Annotated in this window: 17 protein-coding genes; 14 read left to right on the plus strand and 3 right to left on the minus strand. The window is 46.2% G+C overall.

From position 1 onward, the window contains the following. Positions 1 to 24: 24 nt before the first annotated feature. The 6 genes from pulA (ACR8BL_RS23765) (at position 25) to ACR8BL_RS23790 (ending at position 8,678) form a co-directional block, all read left to right on the plus strand. Complete coding sequence (gene pulA, locus ACR8BL_RS23765) at positions 25 to 2,190, plus strand: type I pullulanase (protein ID WP_434749815.1); 2,166 nt, start codon at positions 25 to 27, stop codon at positions 2,188 to 2,190. Positions 2,191 to 2,459: 269 nt separating this feature from the next. After that, positions 2,460 to 5,336: a type I pullulanase gene (gene pulA, locus ACR8BL_RS23770; protein ID WP_434756456.1), complete on the plus strand. Its 2,877-nt coding sequence runs from the start codon at positions 2,460 to 2,462 to the stop codon at positions 5,334 to 5,336. 292 nt (positions 5,337 to 5,628) lie between these two features. Next, the gene (locus tag ACR8BL_RS23775; RefSeq protein ID WP_434749817.1) at positions 5,629 to 6,261 is read left to right on the plus strand and encodes a 50S ribosomal protein L25; all 633 of its coding nucleotides are present in this window, start codon (positions 5,629 to 5,631) and stop codon (positions 6,259 to 6,261) included. A 196-nt stretch (positions 6,262 to 6,457) separates the two neighbouring features. Then, the gene (locus ACR8BL_RS23780; protein ID WP_434749818.1) at positions 6,458 to 7,006 is read left to right on the plus strand and encodes a hypothetical protein; all 549 of its coding nucleotides are present in this window, start codon (positions 6,458 to 6,460) and stop codon (positions 7,004 to 7,006) included. Between the two features lie 297 nt (positions 7,007 to 7,303). Then, a complete protein-coding gene (locus tag ACR8BL_RS23785; RefSeq protein ID WP_434749819.1) occupies positions 7,304 to 8,275 on the plus strand; it encodes a helix-turn-helix transcriptional regulator in 972 nt (323 codons plus the stop codon). Positions 8,276 to 8,315: 40 nt separating this feature from the next. Next, on the plus strand, positions 8,316 to 8,678 hold the full coding sequence (locus ACR8BL_RS23790; protein WP_434749820.1) for an HIRAN domain-containing protein: 363 nt from the start codon (positions 8,316 to 8,318) through the stop codon (positions 8,676 to 8,678). 16 nt (positions 8,679 to 8,694) lie between these two features. Here ACR8BL_RS23790 and ACR8BL_RS23795 read toward each other — a convergent pair whose 3' ends face one another. Beyond that, positions 8,695 to 9,798 carry a glycosyltransferase family 4 protein gene (locus ACR8BL_RS23795; protein ID WP_434749821.1) on the minus strand — a complete coding sequence of 368 codons (1,104 nt, stop codon included), beginning with the start codon at positions 9,796 to 9,798 and terminating at the stop codon, positions 8,695 to 8,697. A 211-nt stretch (positions 9,799 to 10,009) separates the two neighbouring features. On the opposite strand from ACR8BL_RS23795, the gene ACR8BL_RS23800 reads away from it, so the two are divergent. From ACR8BL_RS23800 to msrA, 6 genes are all read left to right on the plus strand, one after another. Beyond that, on the plus strand, positions 10,010 to 10,327 hold the full coding sequence (locus tag ACR8BL_RS23800) for a DUF3817 domain-containing protein (RefSeq protein ID WP_434749822.1): 318 nt from the start codon (positions 10,010 to 10,012) through the stop codon (positions 10,325 to 10,327). A gap of 273 nt (positions 10,328 to 10,600) precedes the next feature. After that, positions 10,601 to 11,422, plus strand: coding sequence for a TerC family protein (locus ACR8BL_RS23805; protein WP_434749823.1), 822 nt, complete (start codon positions 10,601 to 10,603; stop codon positions 11,420 to 11,422). Positions 11,423 to 11,974: 552 nt separating this feature from the next. Next, on the plus strand, positions 11,975 to 13,438 hold the full coding sequence (locus ACR8BL_RS23810; RefSeq protein WP_434749824.1) for an RtcB family protein: 1,464 nt from the start codon (positions 11,975 to 11,977) through the stop codon (positions 13,436 to 13,438). 20 nt (positions 13,439 to 13,458) lie between these two features. Beyond that, a complete protein-coding gene (locus ACR8BL_RS23815; RefSeq protein WP_434749825.1) occupies positions 13,459 to 14,742 on the plus strand; it encodes an AAA family ATPase in 1,284 nt (427 codons plus the stop codon). Positions 14,743 to 15,091: 349 nt separating this feature from the next. After that, positions 15,092 to 15,349, plus strand: a complete 258-nt coding sequence (locus ACR8BL_RS23820; protein WP_090915436.1) for a GlsB/YeaQ/YmgE family stress response membrane protein — start codon at positions 15,092 to 15,094, stop codon at positions 15,347 to 15,349. A gap of 221 nt (positions 15,350 to 15,570) precedes the next feature. Further along, the gene (msrA, locus tag ACR8BL_RS23825; RefSeq protein WP_434749826.1) at positions 15,571 to 16,086 is read left to right on the plus strand and encodes a peptide-methionine (S)-S-oxide reductase MsrA; all 516 of its coding nucleotides are present in this window, start codon (positions 15,571 to 15,573) and stop codon (positions 16,084 to 16,086) included. A gap of 84 nt (positions 16,087 to 16,170) precedes the next feature. Here msrA and ACR8BL_RS23830 read toward each other — a convergent pair whose 3' ends face one another. After that, the gene (locus tag ACR8BL_RS23830) at positions 16,171 to 17,451 is read right to left on the minus strand and encodes a PQQ-binding-like beta-propeller repeat protein (protein ID WP_434749827.1); all 1,281 of its coding nucleotides are present in this window, start codon (positions 17,449 to 17,451) and stop codon (positions 16,171 to 16,173) included. Positions 17,452 to 17,691: 240 nt separating this feature from the next. Between ACR8BL_RS23830 and ACR8BL_RS23835 the strand changes: the two genes are divergently transcribed. Then, a complete protein-coding gene (locus ACR8BL_RS23835) occupies positions 17,692 to 18,282 on the plus strand; it encodes a restriction endonuclease (RefSeq protein ID WP_434749828.1) in 591 nt (196 codons plus the stop codon). A 149-nt stretch (positions 18,283 to 18,431) separates the two neighbouring features. Next, a complete protein-coding gene (locus ACR8BL_RS23840; RefSeq protein WP_434749829.1) occupies positions 18,432 to 18,695 on the plus strand; it encodes a hypothetical protein in 264 nt (87 codons plus the stop codon). Between the two features lie 4 nt (positions 18,696 to 18,699). Here the strand turns inward: ACR8BL_RS23840 and fabV are convergent, their stop codons facing one another. Further along, on the minus strand, positions 18,700 to 19,902 hold the full coding sequence (gene fabV / locus ACR8BL_RS23845; protein ID WP_434749830.1) for an enoyl-ACP reductase FabV: 1,203 nt from the start codon (positions 19,900 to 19,902) through the stop codon (positions 18,700 to 18,702). Positions 19,903 to 19,969: the final 67 nt, after the last annotated feature.

Consider the following 19,969-nt stretch of genomic DNA (forward strand, 5'->3'; position numbering starts at 1 on the left):
ACGCTCATCGAGAGGGGAAACGTTATGATCGACGATGTTCAGAAACAACAAATAGCCGAGGGAACGAACACATCCATAATTAAAAGCACATATGAAGAAAGAGATCTGGGTGTTACCACTGAATCGAATATCAGTTATTTCAAGGTTTGGTCTCCAACTGCTATTCAGATGGAACTTCTTCTGTATCCGCCTCACACAGGTGGAGATCCCGATCACATATCGAATCAAGTGGAGCGGGAGTCCCTGCTCATGCAGTGTGATGAACAGGATGTGTGGGTTCTAAATGTGCAGAGGAAATTAAGAGGTTATCGTTACATGTTCAAGCCAACCTTTGCCGATGGAACTTCAAGGATCGCAGTTGATCCTTACGCACGGGCTGTAACCATGAACGGAGAAATGGGTGTTATCGTGAATCTGGAGGAGACTCACCCTGAAGGATGGCAGCAGGATGTGCGACCGAAATTAGATCATCCTACCGATGCTGTCCTGTATGAGCTGCATGTCCGGGATTTCTCCATTCATCCTTCTTCTGGCATCACCAATAAAGGGAAGTACCTGGCGTTCACGGAAACGGGGCTACGTGACGCTGCAGGTAATACGCTGGGGATCGATCATTTGGCTGAACTGGGTATCACCCATGTGCATCTGCTGCCTGTATTTGATTTTGCTACGGTAGATGAGTCCACTGTGGATCAGGATCCGAAGGATGCCTCCAACTATAACTGGGGTTACGATCCGTTGCATTACAATGTACCAGAAGGTTCCTATGCAACACGCGCCGATGATCCTGAGAGGCGAATCCGCGAATTCAAATCCATGATCCTGGCACTTCATTGTAAAGGGATAGGTGTCATTATGGACGTAGTATATAACCATACGTTTGATACGGAGCATAGCTCGTTTGAAAAACTGGTTCCCGGGTACTATTATCGTCATAATGCAGACGGAACGTATAGTAACGGTTCAGGAACAGGCAATGAAGTGGCAACAGAACGAAGCATGGTTCGTAAATTTATTATCGATTCGGTGCGCTTCTGGGCAGAGGAGTATCATATGGATGGTTTCCGGTTTGATCTGATGGGGCTGATCGATGTTACTACAATGAAACAGCTTGCATCGGAGCTTCATTCTCAGGTATCCCCTTCCATCTTGTTATACGGCGAACCTTGGGCTGCGATGGAATCTCCTCTGGGAGAGGAAATGACTCTGAAGGGAACACAGCGTGGAGTAGGATTTGCGGTGTTCAACGATCATTTTCGCGGTGTCATTAAAGGCGACAGTGATGGAGATGGCAAAGGATTTGCAACAGGTGAAGATGGGAAGGAAAATGAGTTGTGGACAGGCGTGCAAGGGTCTATTCAAGATTTTACGGAAGGGCCTGCTGAGACGATTAACTATGTAACTGTACATGACAATCTCAATCTGTGGGATAAGGTGGCACGGACGCAAGGGTTGCAAGATATGCTGGGCTTTTTTGACTATAACGAGGATGGAAGTCTTCGTGGGTTCGATCATGTGGAAGAGGCTGTTCGAGAGGCCGATCCTTATATTCAGATAGATCCAGATCATGTGCTTGAGAACGAGACAGTTAGACGCTGCCTGCTTGCTAATGGTATTGTGCTGACTTCGCAAGGTATTCCGCTAATTGCGGCCGGGGATGAGTTGCTGCGCAGCAAATTCGGGGATATCAACAGCCATGAGAGTGGAGATGTAGTTAACGCGATTCATTGGGATCAAAAACAGCGTTTCCAGCCGGTGTTTGACTATTATCGTGGTCTGATTCGCATGCGTCGGGAGCATCCAGCCTTTCGTCTGCGTACACGCGAAGCGATAGAGAAGCATGTTCGTCTTTTGCAAAAAGAAAAAGGACTGCTTGCATACGAGCTACAAGGTGCGACTGTTGATGTTGATGATGCATGGCAACGGATTATCGTGATCTATAACGCTAGCAGAGAATCTCATGTGGTATCTATCCCCTCAGGCACATGGGAAGTTGTTGTTGAAGATGGACGGGCTGGTGTGAATTCGCTCCGCACGATTGAGGGCATAGAGAACAGCCAGAACATCCACGACAACAGGAACGTTCAGAGCAGCAAGAAAAATCAGAGCAGCGAGAACAATCGTGACAATAATAAAACCCAAGTAGAGGTCAAAATGTTATCCATGACCGTGCTGCATTCACGATCCTGAAGAGATAGCCAGTGGTGAAATTACCAGGTCAAAAATCATACAGTCTAACACTCTCTTTGATGTTAAAAGGGAGTGTTTTTTTGATTTCACAGGTACATACGCTGTCAACCACAGCGCTTGTTTACATATGATAGATGAAAGCGATCGCTCATCGAATGCCTCGCTCTAACCGATATTTTTAAGTACAGACAACCCCGGGTTGACAAATGGCGTCCCGCTTCGTAACATCGGGACAATACGAATTTAAAGGATATAAAGGCGGTGGGACGATGCCCGAATGGACTTCTTTTTGTTATGAAGGCAACGATCTTGGCTTAACTTATACTTGTGCTGCAAGTACGTTTAAAGTATGGGCACCTACAGCACAGCTGGTGAATATACTCATTTTCGAAAATGAGGGAGAGTATAATGCTCTTGGCAATGTAACCAATCATGAGGATGGTCAGGCGTATGCGATGACACGAGATACAGAAGGTATCTGGCAACTTACGCTTTCGGGTGACTGGGCAGGACACTTTTATATGTATCACATCGTTCATGAGGATCAGCGGGTAGAAGTCGCAGGAGACCCTTATGCCAAAGCAGTTACAGCCAATGGGCAACGGACGGCGATCATTGACCTGGAGACAACCGATCCAGAGGGTTGGGATCAGGATGTGAAGCCCTCTTTTGTACATCCGGTTGATGCGATCATCTATGAACTTCATGTACGAGATTTCTCTTCTGATCCGCAGGCTGAACTGCCGTACAAAGGCAAATATCTGGCTTTTACAGCTACTGGACTTACGGATGGGGCGGGCAACCGAATCGGCATCGATCATTTAGCTGAACTCGGGATTACCCATGTACATTTGCTTCCTGTAGCCGATTTTCAGACGGTGAACGAACTGACAACTTCGAATGCAGATTCGACGGTCAAAACACCATACAACTGGGGCTATGATCCGCAGCATTACAATGTTCCGGAAGGTTCTTATGCGACGAATCCGCGGGATCCTGCTGTTCGCATCCGTGAATTCAAATCGATGATCCAGTCACTGCACAGACAAGGCATCCGTGTTGTCCTTGATGTCGTCTACAACCATACCTACAGCGTGGAAAAAGGCCCTTTTGAACGGATCGTTCCAGGTTATTTTTACCGTTATTATGAGGATGGTACCCTCAGCAATGGTTCGGGTGTAGGCAATGAATTGGCAACAGAGCGCCCCATGGTACGAAAATATATTCTGGATTCCTTGCGCTTTTGGGCTGAGGAATATCATATCGATGGATTCCGGTTTGATCTGATGGCATTGATCGATCAGGACACCATGAGTGAACTCACCCGTGAGTTAAGAGAGCAGATTGATCCTGCCTTTCTGATCTATGGAGAGCCGTGGATGGGAGGCAACTCGCCGCTGGATCGTCAAACACTCAAAGGAACGCAGAGGGACAAGGGATTTGCGGTATTCAATGACCATTTTCGCAGTGCCATTAAAGGGGACAGTGACGGCAGCAGCAGAGGATTCATCACGGGTGCCGAAGGTCAAGAGTATGAAATTGGCAAAGGGGTAGCGGGAGCGCTGGATGACTTCGCCTCTTCCCCGGCAGAAACCGTTAATTATGTTACAGCTCATGATAATCTCAATCTGTGGGACAAAATCGCAACATCCCTCCATCTTCGCCATGATCTGGGCTTTCCCGTATGGAAAGACGGACAGCCCGTGGAGGGTGGTAGTGCCGAGTCTGCGGTTAAAGCCGCAAATCCATATCGATATGTAGATGAAACGCATGTGATGCATAATGAATTGGTTCGCCGCTCGCTGCTGTCATCGGGCATACTACTCACTTCACAAGGGATACCATTTCTGCATGCCGGGGATGAGATGTTAAGATCCAAGACTGGGGATCATAACAGTTATCGAAGCGGTGATGCGGTAAATACGATCACTTGGGCAAATAAAGCCCGTTTCAGACCTGTATTCGACTATTATCGCGGACTGATCCACTTGCGGCGTACCCATCCAGCGTTTCGCATGACGGAGGCGGAACAGGTTCGCAGACATCTTCGCTTCATTCGGATGGACGGAAATGTCGTCGCTTATATGCTGGAGCATGGGGCGAATGGGGATTCCTGGAATCGAATTATCGTTATCTATAACGGCTCGGATGAATCCCGGTCCATACACTTGGATGAGGGTGAATGGAAGGTTGTCGTAAATCATCATTCGGCTGGAACAGACGTGGTTGAGACCGTAACCGGAGAGGTTCAGGTGGAACGTTGGTCGCTTATGGTTTTATATGATATGGAGCGTGCTGTTGAGACCGATCCTGCTTTGCTGGAGATCGCTCTTCCGCGCCGGGTATTCGCTCCGCAGGAGACTTCTCTGCTGCGAGTTACGGTGAGGGATCATATCGGCAATGTTCTGGAAAATATACCAGTGGTGTGGAGATCATCCAATCCAGATATTGTTGCTATAGAAGAAGATGGTACCATCCACACGTTGAACCGAGGGGAAGTTACGATCACGGCAAGTGTCGGTTCACTTACAACGTCGTGTAACGTTCAGGTAGACGTCCGGTATGCTGAGCGAATCGAAATCGTAGGGGAGCCTGTGCTGTATACCACTCGAATTAGTCGTTTTCGTGCGCTTGTGCTGGATCAATACGGGCAGCCGCTTACAGATGCCCATATCCGCTGGAATTCTTTGCATTCAGATATAGCGGTCGTAAGTCAAGCTGGTATTGTAAGGGCATTAACAACGGGTAAATCGCTAATTATCGCTGAAGTGGGTAACATTCGGGCAACTTATGCAATCACCGTTCATAGACATATGTCACGAACCGTGACGATCCGTTACGAGCGAACGGATCACTGCTACGATGGCTGGGATGTATGGGTGTGGGGAACCGGTATGGAGGACGGAGCCGTTCGCTTGGAGCGGGTAGGCAATTTTGCAGAAGCTCGGTTCCGCGTTGCTCCGGGTTTGCATCATCTCGGTTTTATCATCAGGTTGCACGAGTGGGAGGCCAAGGATACTTGCGGAGATCGCTATGTGGATATCATACCTGAAGATAGTGACGTACAGATTATCGTGCAAAGTGGGTCAGATACGATGCAGATAGTACGAGAAAATCGTGAAACGGATGATCTGAACAGTGCTTAGAACATGATGTTCCGTACGCTTATGACAGGGAATTAAGCTTAACATTTGATAGCACCACCACTCTTACAGCCGGAAGGAATTCCGGCTGTTTTGGTGTGCCCTGAATCAGATGGAATGACAAAAAAAGGTTATAAATATCCATGTTTATGTTTTAGAAACTGGATCATTGGGGTAAATATAGATATGGCCCAACATATGGTCTCAGAAAAAAGACCGTTTCGGTCTACGAGAGAAGCCGCAGAGCTTGCCAACAAATTCAAAGTAGGGATCCCTTGAAGGAGGATGTTCAATCATGAAATCCAACGGAAAAATGGCTCAACTTACAGCAACGCCAAGAACGGAAAAGAAAGGTGCAGCACTGCGCCTGTTAAGACAAGGTGGACGAGTTCCTGCTGTAGTATACGGACCGGGACAAGAAGGTGCCGCCATACATGTGGATGAAAAAGAAATGCTGAAAGTAGCTCGTACAGGCCGCTCCGAGATGTTTAATCTTAATGTGGAGGGTGGCAAAACCGTGCCTGTGCTGATCAAGGATCAGCAGGAACGTAATGGACGTTTGTTACACGTAGACTTTTTGCAGATTTCAAAAAACAAACCCATCAGTGTTAGCGTATCGATTGATTTCCAAGGTACTGCTGCGGGTTCCAAAGCCGGCGGTGTATTCCAGACACAGGAAACGCAACTGGAAGTTGAAGGTTTGCCGGCAGATCTGCCAACATCAATTGCGGTTGACGTCAGCGCTCTGGAAATCGGCGATCGCTTGACGGCAGGTGACATTAAACTGGATAAAGGTTTGACACTGGTTACGTCACCAGACTCCATCGTTGCTTCGGTAATGCCACCGCAGGCTGTTGAAGAGGAACCAAGTGCTTCTGCTGATGATGCAGCACCGGAAGCAGCAGACGGTCAATCTGCAGAAGAATAGGCGAACGCTGGAATCCAGAAGATTCCTTACAAAGCATGTCCAAGCTCAGTCCACTCCTTGTGGACTGAGCTTTTTCCGATAATGAAGATGAAGTTAGCTGGAAAACGTACTGATTAGCTCATGGTTACATATGAATACTCGAAAATGTATGGTTCATTGGATTCAAGGTCGTATTTGTGGTACAACGTGGAGATAGATGAAAAAGAAAAGAAAGCAGGTTTGCGATATGTTTGACCCTACTGTGTACGATAATTTAAAAGTAGCCTTCGAGAATTATCTATATGACCTGGACAATCTGGATGAGAGTATTCACATTACCCATCGCCGGGATCAATTAGAAATGGCAAGCATGTCCCGTGAATTCACCTTACGGTTCTGCCTGAGAGATCATGCTGCCATAACTGCTGAAGTGGTGCTGAAAAGCTCGCTGGAAGCAATTGCGGCAGAGATTCTGGAGATGCCAGACAGCCATCCGGGCTGCGCATTGGAACTTCGTTTTGGATTGGTGACGAAGGAACCGGACTCACGTTGTCTCGACATCCAGCAGATGATGCAGGAAAATTGGCCTGATCAGCGGGTAGTGCAATATATCCACTATATTTTTGGAGAAAACCCGATATCATTCAACGTTTCCGCCAGCGTTTATTTTGAGCGGCACGTGAATGAGGAGCAGATGCACGATATTCCGGCATTATGTGATCATATGGTTCATGCGCTGAACAAATTAATAATGATGCACGAATAAACACGTAAGAGTTTAATAAGTTGAATAGACGTTGTGAGCCTTGTCTCTTTTGAAGAGCAGGGCTTTTTTTGTAATTATTTTAGGTATTTGTATAGGCTTTCAGGCTTAGGAAAATCAGAATTTGGGTTATTAATTTACGCAAGCAAGTAAGAAAAGGTATATTTAGAGAGGGGAAAAGTTCAATTGGACTATAAATAAAAGGTGAAATTGCGAAATATAATTTGGGACTAAAGATTTAGTTATGAACTAAAGGAACTAGTTTTCCTTGCCGATAAAATATCGAAGGGGAGAAACTACATGACAGAGAAATTAATTCGTCTGCTGCGTATACTTCAGGCTATACAAGCTAATCCCGGAATCTCAGCGAAAGAATTGGCGCTGAAATGTGGTACAACGGTGCGCACAATTTATCGCGATCTCCGGATTTTGGACAGGGTTGCTCCCATTATGAACGAAGGATATGGAAAAGGTTATCGATTTATTGGTGAGTTTGCCATGTATCCTTTAGATTTTACCGAACAGGAGGCCATGCTCTTCTGTATGCTTCCGGCCTTAGTTGATACATCGAAATTACCTGTTGAATTCGATTCAGCTTTTGATAAGGTCATATCGGCACATACCAAATTAAAAACAAGGAACAGTGAAATTGTGGAAAATATTGCAGGCATTATTCGGATGGGGATACCTGCTTACCGTGAAGAGGGAAAAGACCCCAACTTGTTAATTCCCATTATCGAAGCGATTTTAGATGGACAGACGATCCAGGCTCATTATCATACGCTCACCGATAACGAAATTACGGTTCGGCATATAGACCCTTATTATCTCGTACCCCGTGACCAACGTTTTTATCTGATAGGGTACTGTCATCTACAGCAGAGAGTTCGCTTGTTTCGCATCAGCCGTTTTCTGGATGTTATACGTACTAATACTGTATTTGATATGGGTGACTTCAATATAACCCAATATATGAAAAATACATGGTCTGTTGTCCGAGGGGACGAACATATTCATTTTAAGGTGAGATTTTCTGAAAAAGTTGCCCCCTACATAAAGGAAGAAGAGATGTTTGTTCGTCCACGCATGACAGATCTTGCGGATGGTGGATTGTTATTTGAGGTAACCTTGAATAGCAGCCGTGAATTTTTACAATGGTTGTACCAGTTCGGTCCTGAAGCTGAGGTGCTTGAGCCTCGTGAGTACCGGAGAGAGATACGTAAACAACTTTTAACATGGCTGGAGCACTATGAAGATGAAAAGGCTTTATAGCCATACATCAAGAAATATGGTTTGGAAAAGGAGTATAGGTATGAGTATCAAAATTTTTGCCGCAATGATGGGCTTGGAAAACTATCACGGAGCACAGGCTCTACATGTGGGGGATACACTGTATCTTGTAAAAGACCCGGATAATCGCTTGGATCATCAAGCTATTAAAGTGGTTATACCCCCAATAGGTGAGGTGGGTTATATCGTAAACGAGGCCGGGAAGGTTCCCCATGGCTGTTGGACCGGAGCAGGTTTCTATGATGCTTTCTATCAACAAACCTGTGCCAAAGTGAGATTTATGATGAAGGATACGGTCATTGTTGAACTGATTGAAATAACGCATGTTCCTGTATCACAGATGGACTCTATTATTGCGGAATGGCAGTTCCGTGAGAAAGCCTGATCAGGAAAAAAAAGGCTCATGGACGGATGAGCCTTGTATACGCAGCCTCTAAATACAAGGCGGTTCTTGCCCAGCTGAATTGCGCACTCGCAGTTTCACGGCCACTTTTTCCCATGGATTGCACAAGATCTGGGCAGGTAGCCAGCCGATACAAGGATGAAGCAAACTGCTGAGGCTGCTTGTATTCGGATATCAAGTATCCGTTCATTTCCGAATGGATAATCTCGCGAATACCACCATTATCCGAAGCGATTACAGGAATGCCGGAAGCCATAGCCTCTACATTCACCAGGCCAAACGCCTCATGGTTCTGTGAAGGGCAGACCAGGCAGTCGACACTTCGATAGAGCTGATCGATCTGCTCATGATTCATCTGCCCCAGAAAGGCAGCATATACGTTATGTTTCTGTGTCAGTTTACGTAGTGAGCGCACATATCGTGAAGGGCCCTTGCCTGCAATAACCAGCTGAACAGGTACCTGCTTCTGTACGAGAGCAACAGCGCGAATGAGAACATCTACTCCTTTGCCAGGAATGACTCTGCCTGTATACAGGACAGTGAAACCTTCAGTGATTCCAAACCTTTTACGCAAGTGAAGCCGCTCCTCACTGCTGGAGAGCGGCCGGAATCGTTCAAGATCAGTACCTAGTGGTACAACGTTCAACCGTTTCTTCACGGCAGGAAAACGGCGGCTGAGTCTGTGTTTTAACGATTGACTGTTCACAGCGATACAATCCGCCTTTTTTAGCATAGCCAGCTTCCGGGGGCCGGGCTGAGCGAAGGTGAGTGAGTGGAGGTAAAGGACAACAGGTGTTTGAGGAAAGGCTTGTTTAATAATCGCCATGCTGTAAGGTCTGTTATCCACTTGAATGACATCAACATCAAGTGTCCGTAGCAAACGAATAGCTTCACCTGTGTAGCCTGCAACACTTGATGCGGGGATTCGCTGAATTGTAATACGGTCAATCTGTTCAAGCACTGGTAAACCATGTACTGCACGACTTATAATGGTTACCTGATGACGGCGGGCAAGTTCGTGTGCAATACCTAATATACAGATTTCCACTGAACCATTGCCGGGCAGAGGCAATTTTTCTGGTGCAACCAGGGCAATTTTCATGAATCCGCTCCTCCTTGTCCGACATCAGTAACGCCCCATTTCAAGCATTGTATGTTAGAGAAGGAGTTTTGGCTCCTGTGAGACGTATATATTGGTTCATCAGATGGTTCATGGAATTATTCTACTGCCGGACTGCATGAGGATCGAGACTGCTTTTGTGATATACTGTACAGGATACAACAAGCGGTTATTGCATAGAAACAGGAGGAAGATGATGTTACGTTCAATGCTGGGTCGTTTCCGGCTAATGTTATGGTTACAAGGGATTTCATATGTATTGTTGTTGTTCGTAGCCTTTCCCCTTCGGGATGCGGGTGTTATGCCTCAGGCGGTTACTTGGTTTGGCAACCTGTATGGTTTTCTATTCCTGATGTACCTTTTGTTTATGGTGTCTTTATATACGGTTCAGAAGTGGCGTCTGCGCCGTCCCATTGCGCTGTTCTTCATTTCTTTTATACCGCTGGGCAATATGATTTACGATTTTTTTGTATTTCGAAAAATAGCCCGTGAATCCGTAAATAAAGCTTGACTTTATTTTATGGTATGAAATATGATGTATACAGGTTATTCATCGGTATCAACTAAAACTACATATTCCTGTTAAAGGGGAGTAGCTTTTACAGTAAAGTCGTCAATTCGGGATTTCATCCCCGGCTTTATTGGCAGCAATTTGTTGTTAGCGAGACCTTTACCAAGTATTCATGCTCGGTAAAGGTTTCTTTTTGTGGTTAAAAAAGGATCTTTACCAGTAATGGTAAAGATCCTTTTTTTTGTACATCATAAGCATATTAAGGAGGAGTTAATGTTGGAACCAGCACTATTATTAGAATATGGGTGGGTGCTTTTAGTCTTGGTTGTCCTTGAAGGATTACTGGCAGCAGATAATGCACTGGTACTCGCAATTATGGTTAAACATTTACCTGAGGAAAAGCGTAAAAAAGCTTTGTTTTATGGTCTGATGGGTGCATTTATTTTCCGTCTCGGGTCGTTGTTCCTGATCTCATTTCTCGTGGATGTGTGGCAGGTTCAAGCGATCGGAGCACTGTATCTTCTGTACATCTCGATAAACCATATCGTCAAAAAAGTGTTGAGTGGCCGAAATAAAACAGATGAAGCAGCTGACGATGCTCCCAAAAAACCGAAGAAACAATCCGGTTTCTGGATGACCGTATTTAAGGTTGAAGTCGCGGATATTGCTTTTGCAGTAGACTCGATATTAGCAGCGGTTGCCCTGGCGGTTGCTTTGCCTCCAAGCGGCTTGCCGCCAATTGGCGGCCTGGATGGTGGACAGTTCATTGTCATTTTCCTCGGCGGTTTTATCGGGCTTGTCATCATGCGTTTCGCAGCATCATTTTTCGTGAAATTACTTCATTCCCGTCCGGGTCTTGAAGTTGCTGCTTTTGTGATTGTAGGTTGGGTAGGGGTTAAATTGTCCGTAATCACGCTTGCGCACCCTTCATTGGCTGTTCTGGATGAGCATTTCCCGGAAAATAAAATATGGAAATTTGGTTTCTATATTGTGTTAATCACGATTGCTCTATGTGGATGGTTCCTTTCATCCAAAGTGCCTGAAAAGGAAGATGAGAATCCTGTGGAAGAACTGCAAGAGCAGGCTAAGCACTAAGGATTCAAAGATTAGAATGCTGTCATGTAACATGACAAGATACAGCAGTGAATAACCGTTAAAAAGTAGACAAAACAGGAGGTTGTCCCCGGACAACCTCCTGTTTTGTCTAATCCGTTATAACGTTTGTCTTCTTTAATTTCCAAGAAAAGGGTTGACATCATAAAAGATGTAGCCTTAATATATACATATCAAGTAAGAAGGGAGGCCGAGAGACATGACGTTAGGTTATGAATTGAATCTAAGACACAGAAGCATTGACACAATTGTATATCCGGCTCATCGTCTTTTTGGCCTCATACGGTCGACATAAGAGAACGGGCATATTGTTTGTAGATCACAACTGAGCGTAACATGTGATGTCTATAAGTAATATGCGTTCTTCGCGATATCAAGCGATGGATGACATACACAAATTCCGTTTGTGTTGTTATCCGTTATTGTCATGTAGTAGAAGCCATGGGCGATGAGTCCATGGCTTTTTATGTTTTGATAAAACAACAAGCAGCAAACCGAATTTGCTGAACGACTAGGAAGGAACTACACTTATATATGAATAACAAATGGAATGGTTTTGAGAGCTTGAACGAAATGATCGGGGGGTATCGCCATCAAGTTAAATTACCAGCGGGAGAACTTACCGTATATGCAGCACAGCAACTATTTTCTTCTCTGGATTACAAAGTATTTGAGATGGCTAACAACAATTTGCAAATCCCGGACATTTCTTATATGGGGTATACCCCGGACGTACATGTGGGAGTAGGAACTTGTATTGGAACGACGGCGGTATGGGAGGCACAGGGCGGATATGTATCACCTTCCATTGTGGGGAGTGATATCGGCTGTGGTATGCGGGTACATCTGACCAATCTGCATAAGGATGATCTGAAGGAAGTAAAGCTGCGTCGTAAATTGGTTAAAGCGATTGAAAAGGTGCTTCCAATGGAGGCCAGCCAGCGGGGGCATTTCTCTGATATAAGATTAGAGCACATTGTACGCAAAGGGCTGCATGGATTACCGAAGAAATATATCCCCGACAGCTACACACCGAAAAAATCCACTTCACTGACTCATGTGGAGAGCAGTAAGTTTACGTATGACGAGAATGTTTTAAACCTTGTCCCCGATATGACCTGGCATCGTTCGCATCGTCAGCTTGGCACACTGGGTGGCGGGAATCACTTTGCCGAGATCCAGTCCATTGAGATTGCAGAAGAGAATCGTGAAGTGGCCGAGGCTTGGGGGCTTTACGATGGACAGATTGCCGTGATGATCCATTCCGGTTCAAGGGCATGGGGCGGGCATGTGAGCCAGACAAGTTCGGCTGCCATTGCCAAAGTCATGCAGCGGCTCGGGCTCGGCACTTCCGATCCCCGATTGGTATTTGCCCCGCTGGAACATGCGGAAGGTCGTCATTACGTTAACATGATGTACTCTGCTTTGAACTATGCCGTAGTGAATCGCCACCTCATCGCCTATGCGATTCGAGAGGCATTCCAGGATGTATTTGGGCCAAAATGTGAATTCCGTACTCTGTATGACCTGATGCACAATTACGCTTGGGAGGAATCTCATGCAGAGCGGGGTTCTGTGTTTGTACACCGGAAAGGAGCAACCCGGGCATTGCCTGCGGGTCACCAGGATAATCCAAAACCTTACATGGCTACAGGCCATCCTGCACTGATTCCTGGTTCGATGGGTACGGCTTCATATATCATGGTCGGTCAACCTGAAGGAGCAGACAACTATTACTCCATTTGTCATGGTGCAGGTCGAGTACGATCACGTACAGCAACGAAACGTTTGGTGACCGTTGAAGATTTTGCTGCCGCACTGGGTGTGGGAACGGCGGATGAGATTGTGGTGAATCAGCAGTCCCTGGAATCCATTATTGATGAATCACCTCAGGCGTACAAAAACGTCGATGAAATTATAGATAGTGTTACCGGTGCCGGACTGGCCCAAGTGGTAGCCAAATGTAAACCGCTTGCTGCGGTAAAGGGAGCGAAATGATGAACGATAACGAAAAACAGATGAGTCCAATGCAGGCAATCTACGCCTATGATGAACAACATGACACGAGAATTCGGGTAGAAGGGTATGCGGTTTATTCCAGACTGATTCGCGGGATTGGAGAGGCGCTCCTGCAACGGTACGGCGTGCAATATAAGTTATATTCAAGCTCTGATCCAAACAACGAATATTGGGAACTGTTACGGGAAGATTTGCAAAATGGCAGTGACGAGGTTGAGCTTGTAGCCCGTATATTTGAGGATCTTGAACTGCAGACCCTGCATTATGATGATGATGGAGATGTGCCTACATATGGTGTGCATTATTCCATCCGCAACAACGTATTTGCTTACCCAAAATGGGGCGTAGCCCTGGTGCGGGTACCTTTTTTTCGGGAGAACGGGATCTACAGTGAGGACTTTGTGTTTGCAGTAGGGGATGAAGAGATGAAGCAGTTTCTGGGAAGTGTCCGGGAACGCGAGCGTCAGCAAAACATGAAAAAAGTAACGGTTTACACGGATGCCCGCAACGGCAGTGATCGTCATGTGGAGTCGATAACACGTTCCGTGAGCAGAGAAGATGTGGTTCTCTCTGCACAGATCAAGCAGGACATTTTCCGTTCGCTGGACCAGTTCTTTGAAGCGGATCGTTCCTTTTACCGGGATTATGATATCCCTTACAAACGTGGAATTCTGCTCTATGGACATCCGGGAAACGGAAAAACAACATTGGTAAAATCGATAGCAGGCAGTATTCCTGGCCCAGCAGCGTACTGGCAAATTACCGAATACACCAACAGTGAGTCGGTGCGTGAAGTGTTTGATGCTGCCAAACGGTTGGCACCGATGGTGTTGATCATCGAAGATATCGACTCGATGCCAGATGAAGTTCGCTCCTTTTTCCTGAACACGCTCGATGGTGCGACGTCCAAAGAAGGTATTTTCTTGATCGGAACCACTAACTATCCCGAGAAAATTGATCCGGGTCTGATGAACCGTGCGGGACGATTCGACCGGGCGTATGAGATTCCACTGCCCGATGAAGAGTTGCGCCTGCAATATTTGCGTCAGCGTGGGTTTGGCGTTTTTGCAGGTGAAGAAGGAACGATAGAGGCTGCTCGTCTGACTGATACATTCTCGCTTGCACAACTCGGCGAATTGTATGTCAGTGCTGCGCTGGAGTGGCATCAAAATGGTCGAACAGATATTGTTCAAGTCATTCAGTCTATGCGAGGAGAGCTGGACAAAAGCCACAAACATAATTGGCTTGCACAGCCGGGCAAGGGAAGAGCCGGATTTTATTGATTTAATACACTGATTTCACTCTGATATAAATACTGAGTCTATAAATGCTGAGTTTGCAGTATTAATGCATCTGCCATAAATATAAATTCACCTTCACTGGGTATACTAACCTTGTCTCTGGTAACATACAATGATTTTCGGGAGGTACATATCGCAGCCATGTGCTGATGAGATGCCGGAAACTGACGCGGCCTGTTGTCATGCCCTCACGAAACGCCTGTGTAGCAGAGAAGAAAGCATTCTGGACAAAAGGTAATATGCAACAATTTTTATGCCAATTGTTTAAATGTCTTCGGAGCGGTTAATAGTAGTCAGACGCAACAAAAACTTTAAATTAGAGGTGAATGATATGGGTTGGTTATGGTCATTAATTATCGGTGGTATCATTGGTTGGCTCGCAGGTCTGATTGTTGGTCGTGACATCCCGGGCGGTATTATTGGTAATATCGTTGCTGGTTTTATCGGCGGATGGTTAGGCGGAGTCATTCTTGGAGATATGGGTCCTGAAATGGGCGGATTCCACATTGTACCGGCATTGATTGGTGCGATTGTGCTTGTAGCGATTGTCAGCTTGATCTTCCGTTCGATGGGACGAAGCCGCGGGTAATATAAGCCGAGCGAAGTTTTCCTTATGAACAACAGTTGCTTAGGTTAACCTTTTGAAACATCTAAAATAAGTGCTTCCAAGTGAAGCTAAATGAAGAGGTTGATGAAGAGCCATTGCGGTGGCTTTCCATCAACCTCTTGTTGTTTTACAATAAAGGAATGAATGCGTGTCTGAGCTAATTGCTTTCATGATATTGTTTTGAACCAGAGGAGCTGAAGGGAATGGAAAAAGCAACGTTTGCCGGCGGATGTTTCTGGTGTATGGTTACCCCGTTTGAGGAACAACCAGGCATCCATGGTATCGTATCAGGGTATACAGGCGGTCATGTCGAGAATCCAACATATGAACAGGTCAAGACAGGGGAAACAGGTCATGTGGAAGTGGTGGAGATTACATTTGAACCGGATGTATTTCCTTATGAGCGCTTATTAGAACTGTACTGGCCTCAGATCGATCCGACGGATGACGGTGGACAGTTTCAGGATCGGGGATCACAGTATCGCACTGCGATCTTTGTTCACAATGAAGGCCAGCGGCAGCTTGCCGAGCAATCCAAGCAGGAGCTGGCGGCCAGCGGCCGTTTCAATCAACCAATCGTGACTGAAATACGGGATGCGGTAACCTTTTACCCTGCAGAGGACTATCACCAGGATTACCACAAGAAAAACGAGAAACATTATAAGGAAGATCGGGCGATGTCCGGAAGAGACGATTTTATTCATATGAATTGGAAATAAGACAAGCCGGAGGAGCCCCGAGAGAGCTTTTCCGGCTTCTTATTTATTAAATACTAAAGCTATGTCAGGTGTTGGTGACAGCAATTATTTAGCTGACGACGACTTGAGTACGTACTTCGAAAGGGCTTCACCCTTCATGGAATAGATGACATCGTTCATATAGGTCGAGATACGGTCTAATGAAGGAACGGCAGCGCTAACCGTATACACATGTACGTCTTCCAATGTCTGCGGATCAAGGATATAACCCGTTTTGGTAAAATCAAGCTGATATTGCCCATCCTGTGTCCGATCAACATGCATGAGCACAGGCTGCGTATCCTGGAACAAACGCTCCGTTACTTTGCCTTTCATCGTGTATAGCTCTAGCTTCGGCCCAGTTAGAACAGTATATCCGTTACCTATCGTCTGAATGTAAGCATCACCCGCGATTGTGCGACCCCATGCAAGTTTGCCATCCGAACCAAATCCCATCAGACGATTGCCAGTGGATTCAAAGTTAGCACGCATCAGAACGGAACCATCGTCCAGAATCGCCAGAGCTTCTCCGCCACCATCTCCTTGTGTGTTGGCATCTGCCGGGAATTGATAGAAGGACAGGCGGGTTAACGAAGAATCATAGATTTCAATCTTGGGATTCGCTGCTGGCTGCCAGAAGTTTCCTGACTTCACCTGTTTGCTCGCATCCACAACGATCCGTCCATGTCCTGCCTGAAGCACAGAGCCGTTGATTGTTTTCTCGGTCAGCAACTTGCCTTTTTTGTCATAGATCGAGAGTTTTGAACGCACGGAGCCATTCGCTTGTACACCCTGACTCGTAGCAACTAGCACATTTTCATTATCCATAAGCGAGACGGTTGCAGACGCATTCACGTTTTTCACCCAGTTAGTTTTGCCGGAAGTGTTAAAAGAATATAATTTCTTGCTTTTATCCGAATATTCCATATACACGTAAGCCGTACCATTGCTTGTATATAATGAATTAGAATAGGTCGTATAAGGGCCGCTTTTCTCATGAAAAATAGTGCTCCACTTCAACTGGCCTGTCTTGGCATCCAGCGCTTGTAACGAATCAAGCTGCCAGTCGAGTGTTGTTTTACTGCTCGTTTTCGTTACGGGTTGGGAAGAATGCACATACACCAGATTTTTGGAAGGTACAGCGTAAATGTCCTTGATCATGACATCCTTCTCCGTATTGGCCTCATTTAACATGAGGGAAGAAGAAGTCCATGCCGGTTTAGGCAAGGATTCAGTGGCTGCCGCCGCGGATCCTGTTGTTGTATTCAGGTTTAAGAAAAGCATGCCGCTAAGCAGAAGAACGGCCCATGTAGTAGACTTGCGTTTAGGGTTGGTATAGGTATGCAAGTAATAAACCACCTTTCGTTTTCGGTCAAAATAACACCGATTGTAGAATTCTACCATTGATTTCTAGTGGAATTCAACCGAACACACTGTAACCTTTTTACACATCAAATGTGATAATTCGATGTTAAAAGAAATGTAACAGTTACAGGGAATTCATCTTCTTTAGATGTGCAGTGAAGTTTGATATATTTAGTGCTGTGACACGAGATATACGAAGCAATGAGGACAAGGAGAGCAGACATGATTTGGAGTGAAAATATTACCTTATGGGTTATCACAGGCATCGTCCTGTTATTGCTGCTAACCTGGGTTATTCGCCGGATCATTTATCGCGGACAGCGGATACGAAGCGAGGCGAACCCTCAGAAAATTACGATTAAGGATATCGATAAAATGGAGGATGGATCGGAGTTTGAATTATATCTCTACAATCTGTTCGAGCAGCTTGGTTACGACGAGGTTCACAAAACGACGAGTAGCCGGGATTTTGGAGCAGACCTCGTTTTTGTAGATAGACTGGGAAGACGCAGTGTGGTACAGGCCAAACGATACGGGGCGAATCATCCTGTTGGTCTTGGCGCGGTGCAGGAGATCTATACATCGATGCGATATTATGAGGCGGATCGATCCATTGTACTGACATCTGCCCGATATACAGAGGCATGCCGAACGCTGGCTGCGGTGAATGAGGTGAAGTTGCTGGATCGAGAGGACTTGATCGATCTGATCGCGCTGTTTAAGTCGCGAAGGCTGGACGAAGCGATGGAATTGATCGAAGAGCATGACCACGAACCGATAGAGACGTGGCAGTCTCGGCGCAAGCGTACTTGATGTCAGACGAGCCGTGCTTGGAGCACGGAGCTGGAGGGTTGTTTTTCAAAAATACGGATGTATCTATGAGTTCGGGCTGGCTGCACCTTCACTTGTATCGTTACACATGATATATTGAACGTATATCTAATGAAGGAGTGTATATCAATATGGCACGTACACAGACACAGAAGGCATTACGTAAAGCAACACGGTCAGGACAATGGACTTCCGAGCAAAGCCGAAGAGTGAATGGAGATTATGGGGCATTATCGCAGCATGTTCGCCTGACACCAACCAAGCAGGAAAAATTGCAAAAGGTCAAACACAAGAAGCAGATCATCCAGGATGGTGGTGCTTCTTTTTATTTTGTCTTCGAGCGGAGTATGTCAGGAAAAAAGGAGAAGCAATGGAGCTCCTCCCTAAATGCATAACAGATCAAACTTGTGACTGAACGAGGTGGGGGACTTCCACGTTGGGATCCACATCGGCCTCATAATCAACGCCATCGGTTTCGAAACCAAACAGTTGGAAGAACTCGCGGCGGTAACCTTCAAGATCTGACAAATCGTAGATGTTCTCGGTGGTCAGCTCGTTCCAGATCTTTGCCACTTCCTCCTGCACGTCTGCTCTCATCTCCCAATCATCGATCCGAATACGTCCTTGCTCGTCTGTTGGCACTTCACCACCAGCATACAGGCGATCCGCAAACAGCCGTTGCAGCTGTTCGATGCATCCTTCATGCAGTCCTTTTTCTTTCATCACTTTATACAACGCAGAAATATACAGTGGCACAACTGGAATGGCAGAGCTGGATTGGGTAACGAGTGCTTTGGCTACGGTAACGTAAGCACGCCCGCCTTTTGCGCTCAGTTGCTCATTCATTTTGCGCGCCGTTGCCTCCAGATGATCCTTCGCCTGACCGATGGAACCTTCACGATAGATCGCATGTGTCAGCTCAGGGCCGATGTAAGAGAAGGCAATCGTTGTTGCATTGTCTGCGAGTACGCCGCCTTGTTGCAAAGCATCCATCCACAGTTCCCAGTCTTCGCCGCCCATCACGTTAACCGTCTGACGAATCTCTTCTTCTGTAGCTGTTTCAAGAGTCACTGAAGTGATTTCGCCCGTATGGAAATTGACCGTTTTGTTCGTATACGGCTGTGCAATCGGCTTCAGTACCGAATTGAGCACCTCGCCTGTATTCGGATCAATACGACGTGCCGAAGCGACGCTGTAAACGACCAGATCCACCTGACCGAATTCGCTGCGAATCAGCTCAACGGCCTTCTCACGAGTTTCATTGGCAAAAGCATCACCGGTAATACTGTAAGATTTCAGGCCTGCTTCATCAGCAGCCTTCTCGAATGCCGCCGAATTGTACCAGCCGGCGGAAGCTGTCCGTTTCTCGGTTGAGCTGGACGGACGGTAAATGCCGATAGTGTTTGCTCCAGCTCCAAAAGCAGAGACAACACGCGAAGCCAGTCCATAACCTGTAGATGCGCCAATGACGAGCACGTTGCGAGGCCCTTGAATCGCGGGTTGGGATTTTACATAATCAATCTGCTCCCGGACTTGTGCCGCACAGCCGACAGGATGGGAAGTTGTACAGATAAAACCACGTGTTCTTGGTTTAATAATCATTATAGTGGCACCCTTTCGTGTTCAATTCATATTGAAATTTAGTTGATTCATCATACTGCTTCGTATA

It is taken from the genome of Paenibacillus amylolyticus (genome assembly GCF_051136285.1).
Classification (GTDB): Bacteria; Bacillota; Bacilli; order Paenibacillales; family Paenibacillaceae; genus Paenibacillus; species Paenibacillus amylolyticus_F.

Bases quoted from the DNA above. Each gene is read 5' to 3' on its own strand.
- pulA (WP_434749815.1), top strand. From the start codon at position 25: ATGATCGACGATGTTCAGAAACAACAAATAGCCGAGGGAACGAACACA.
- pulA (WP_434756456.1), top strand. From the start codon at position 2,460: ATGCCCGAATGGACTTCTTTTTGTTATGAAGGCAACGATCTTGGCTTA.
- ACR8BL_RS23775 (WP_434749817.1), top strand. From the start codon at position 5,629: ATGAAATCCAACGGAAAAATGGCTCAACTTACAGCAACGCCAAGAACG.
- ACR8BL_RS23780 (WP_434749818.1), top strand. From the start codon at position 6,458: ATGAAAAAGAAAAGAAAGCAGGTTTGCGATATGTTTGACCCTACTGTG.
- ACR8BL_RS23785 (WP_434749819.1), top strand. From the start codon at position 7,304: ATGACAGAGAAATTAATTCGTCTGCTGCGTATACTTCAGGCTATACAA.
- ACR8BL_RS23790 (WP_434749820.1), top strand. From the start codon at position 8,316: ATGAGTATCAAAATTTTTGCCGCAATGATGGGCTTGGAAAACTATCAC.
- ACR8BL_RS23795 (WP_434749821.1), bottom strand. From the start codon at position 9,798: ATGAAAATTGCCCTGGTTGCACCAGAAAAATTGCCTCTGCCCGGCAAT.
- ACR8BL_RS23800 (WP_434749822.1), top strand. From the start codon at position 10,010: ATGATGTTACGTTCAATGCTGGGTCGTTTCCGGCTAATGTTATGGTTA.
- ACR8BL_RS23805 (WP_434749823.1), top strand. From the start codon at position 10,601: ATGTTGGAACCAGCACTATTATTAGAATATGGGTGGGTGCTTTTAGTC.
- ACR8BL_RS23810 (WP_434749824.1), top strand. From the start codon at position 11,975: ATGAATAACAAATGGAATGGTTTTGAGAGCTTGAACGAAATGATCGGG.
- ACR8BL_RS23815 (WP_434749825.1), top strand. From the start codon at position 13,459: ATGAGTCCAATGCAGGCAATCTACGCCTATGATGAACAACATGACACG.
- ACR8BL_RS23820 (WP_090915436.1), top strand. From the start codon at position 15,092: ATGGGTTGGTTATGGTCATTAATTATCGGTGGTATCATTGGTTGGCTC.
- msrA (WP_434749826.1), top strand. From the start codon at position 15,571: ATGGAAAAAGCAACGTTTGCCGGCGGATGTTTCTGGTGTATGGTTACC.
- ACR8BL_RS23835 (WP_434749828.1), top strand. From the start codon at position 17,692: ATGATTTGGAGTGAAAATATTACCTTATGGGTTATCACAGGCATCGTC.
- ACR8BL_RS23840 (WP_434749829.1), top strand. From the start codon at position 18,432: ATGGCACGTACACAGACACAGAAGGCATTACGTAAAGCAACACGGTCA.
- fabV (WP_434749830.1), bottom strand. From the start codon at position 19,902: ATGATTATTAAACCAAGAACACGTGGTTTTATCTGTACAACTTCCCAT.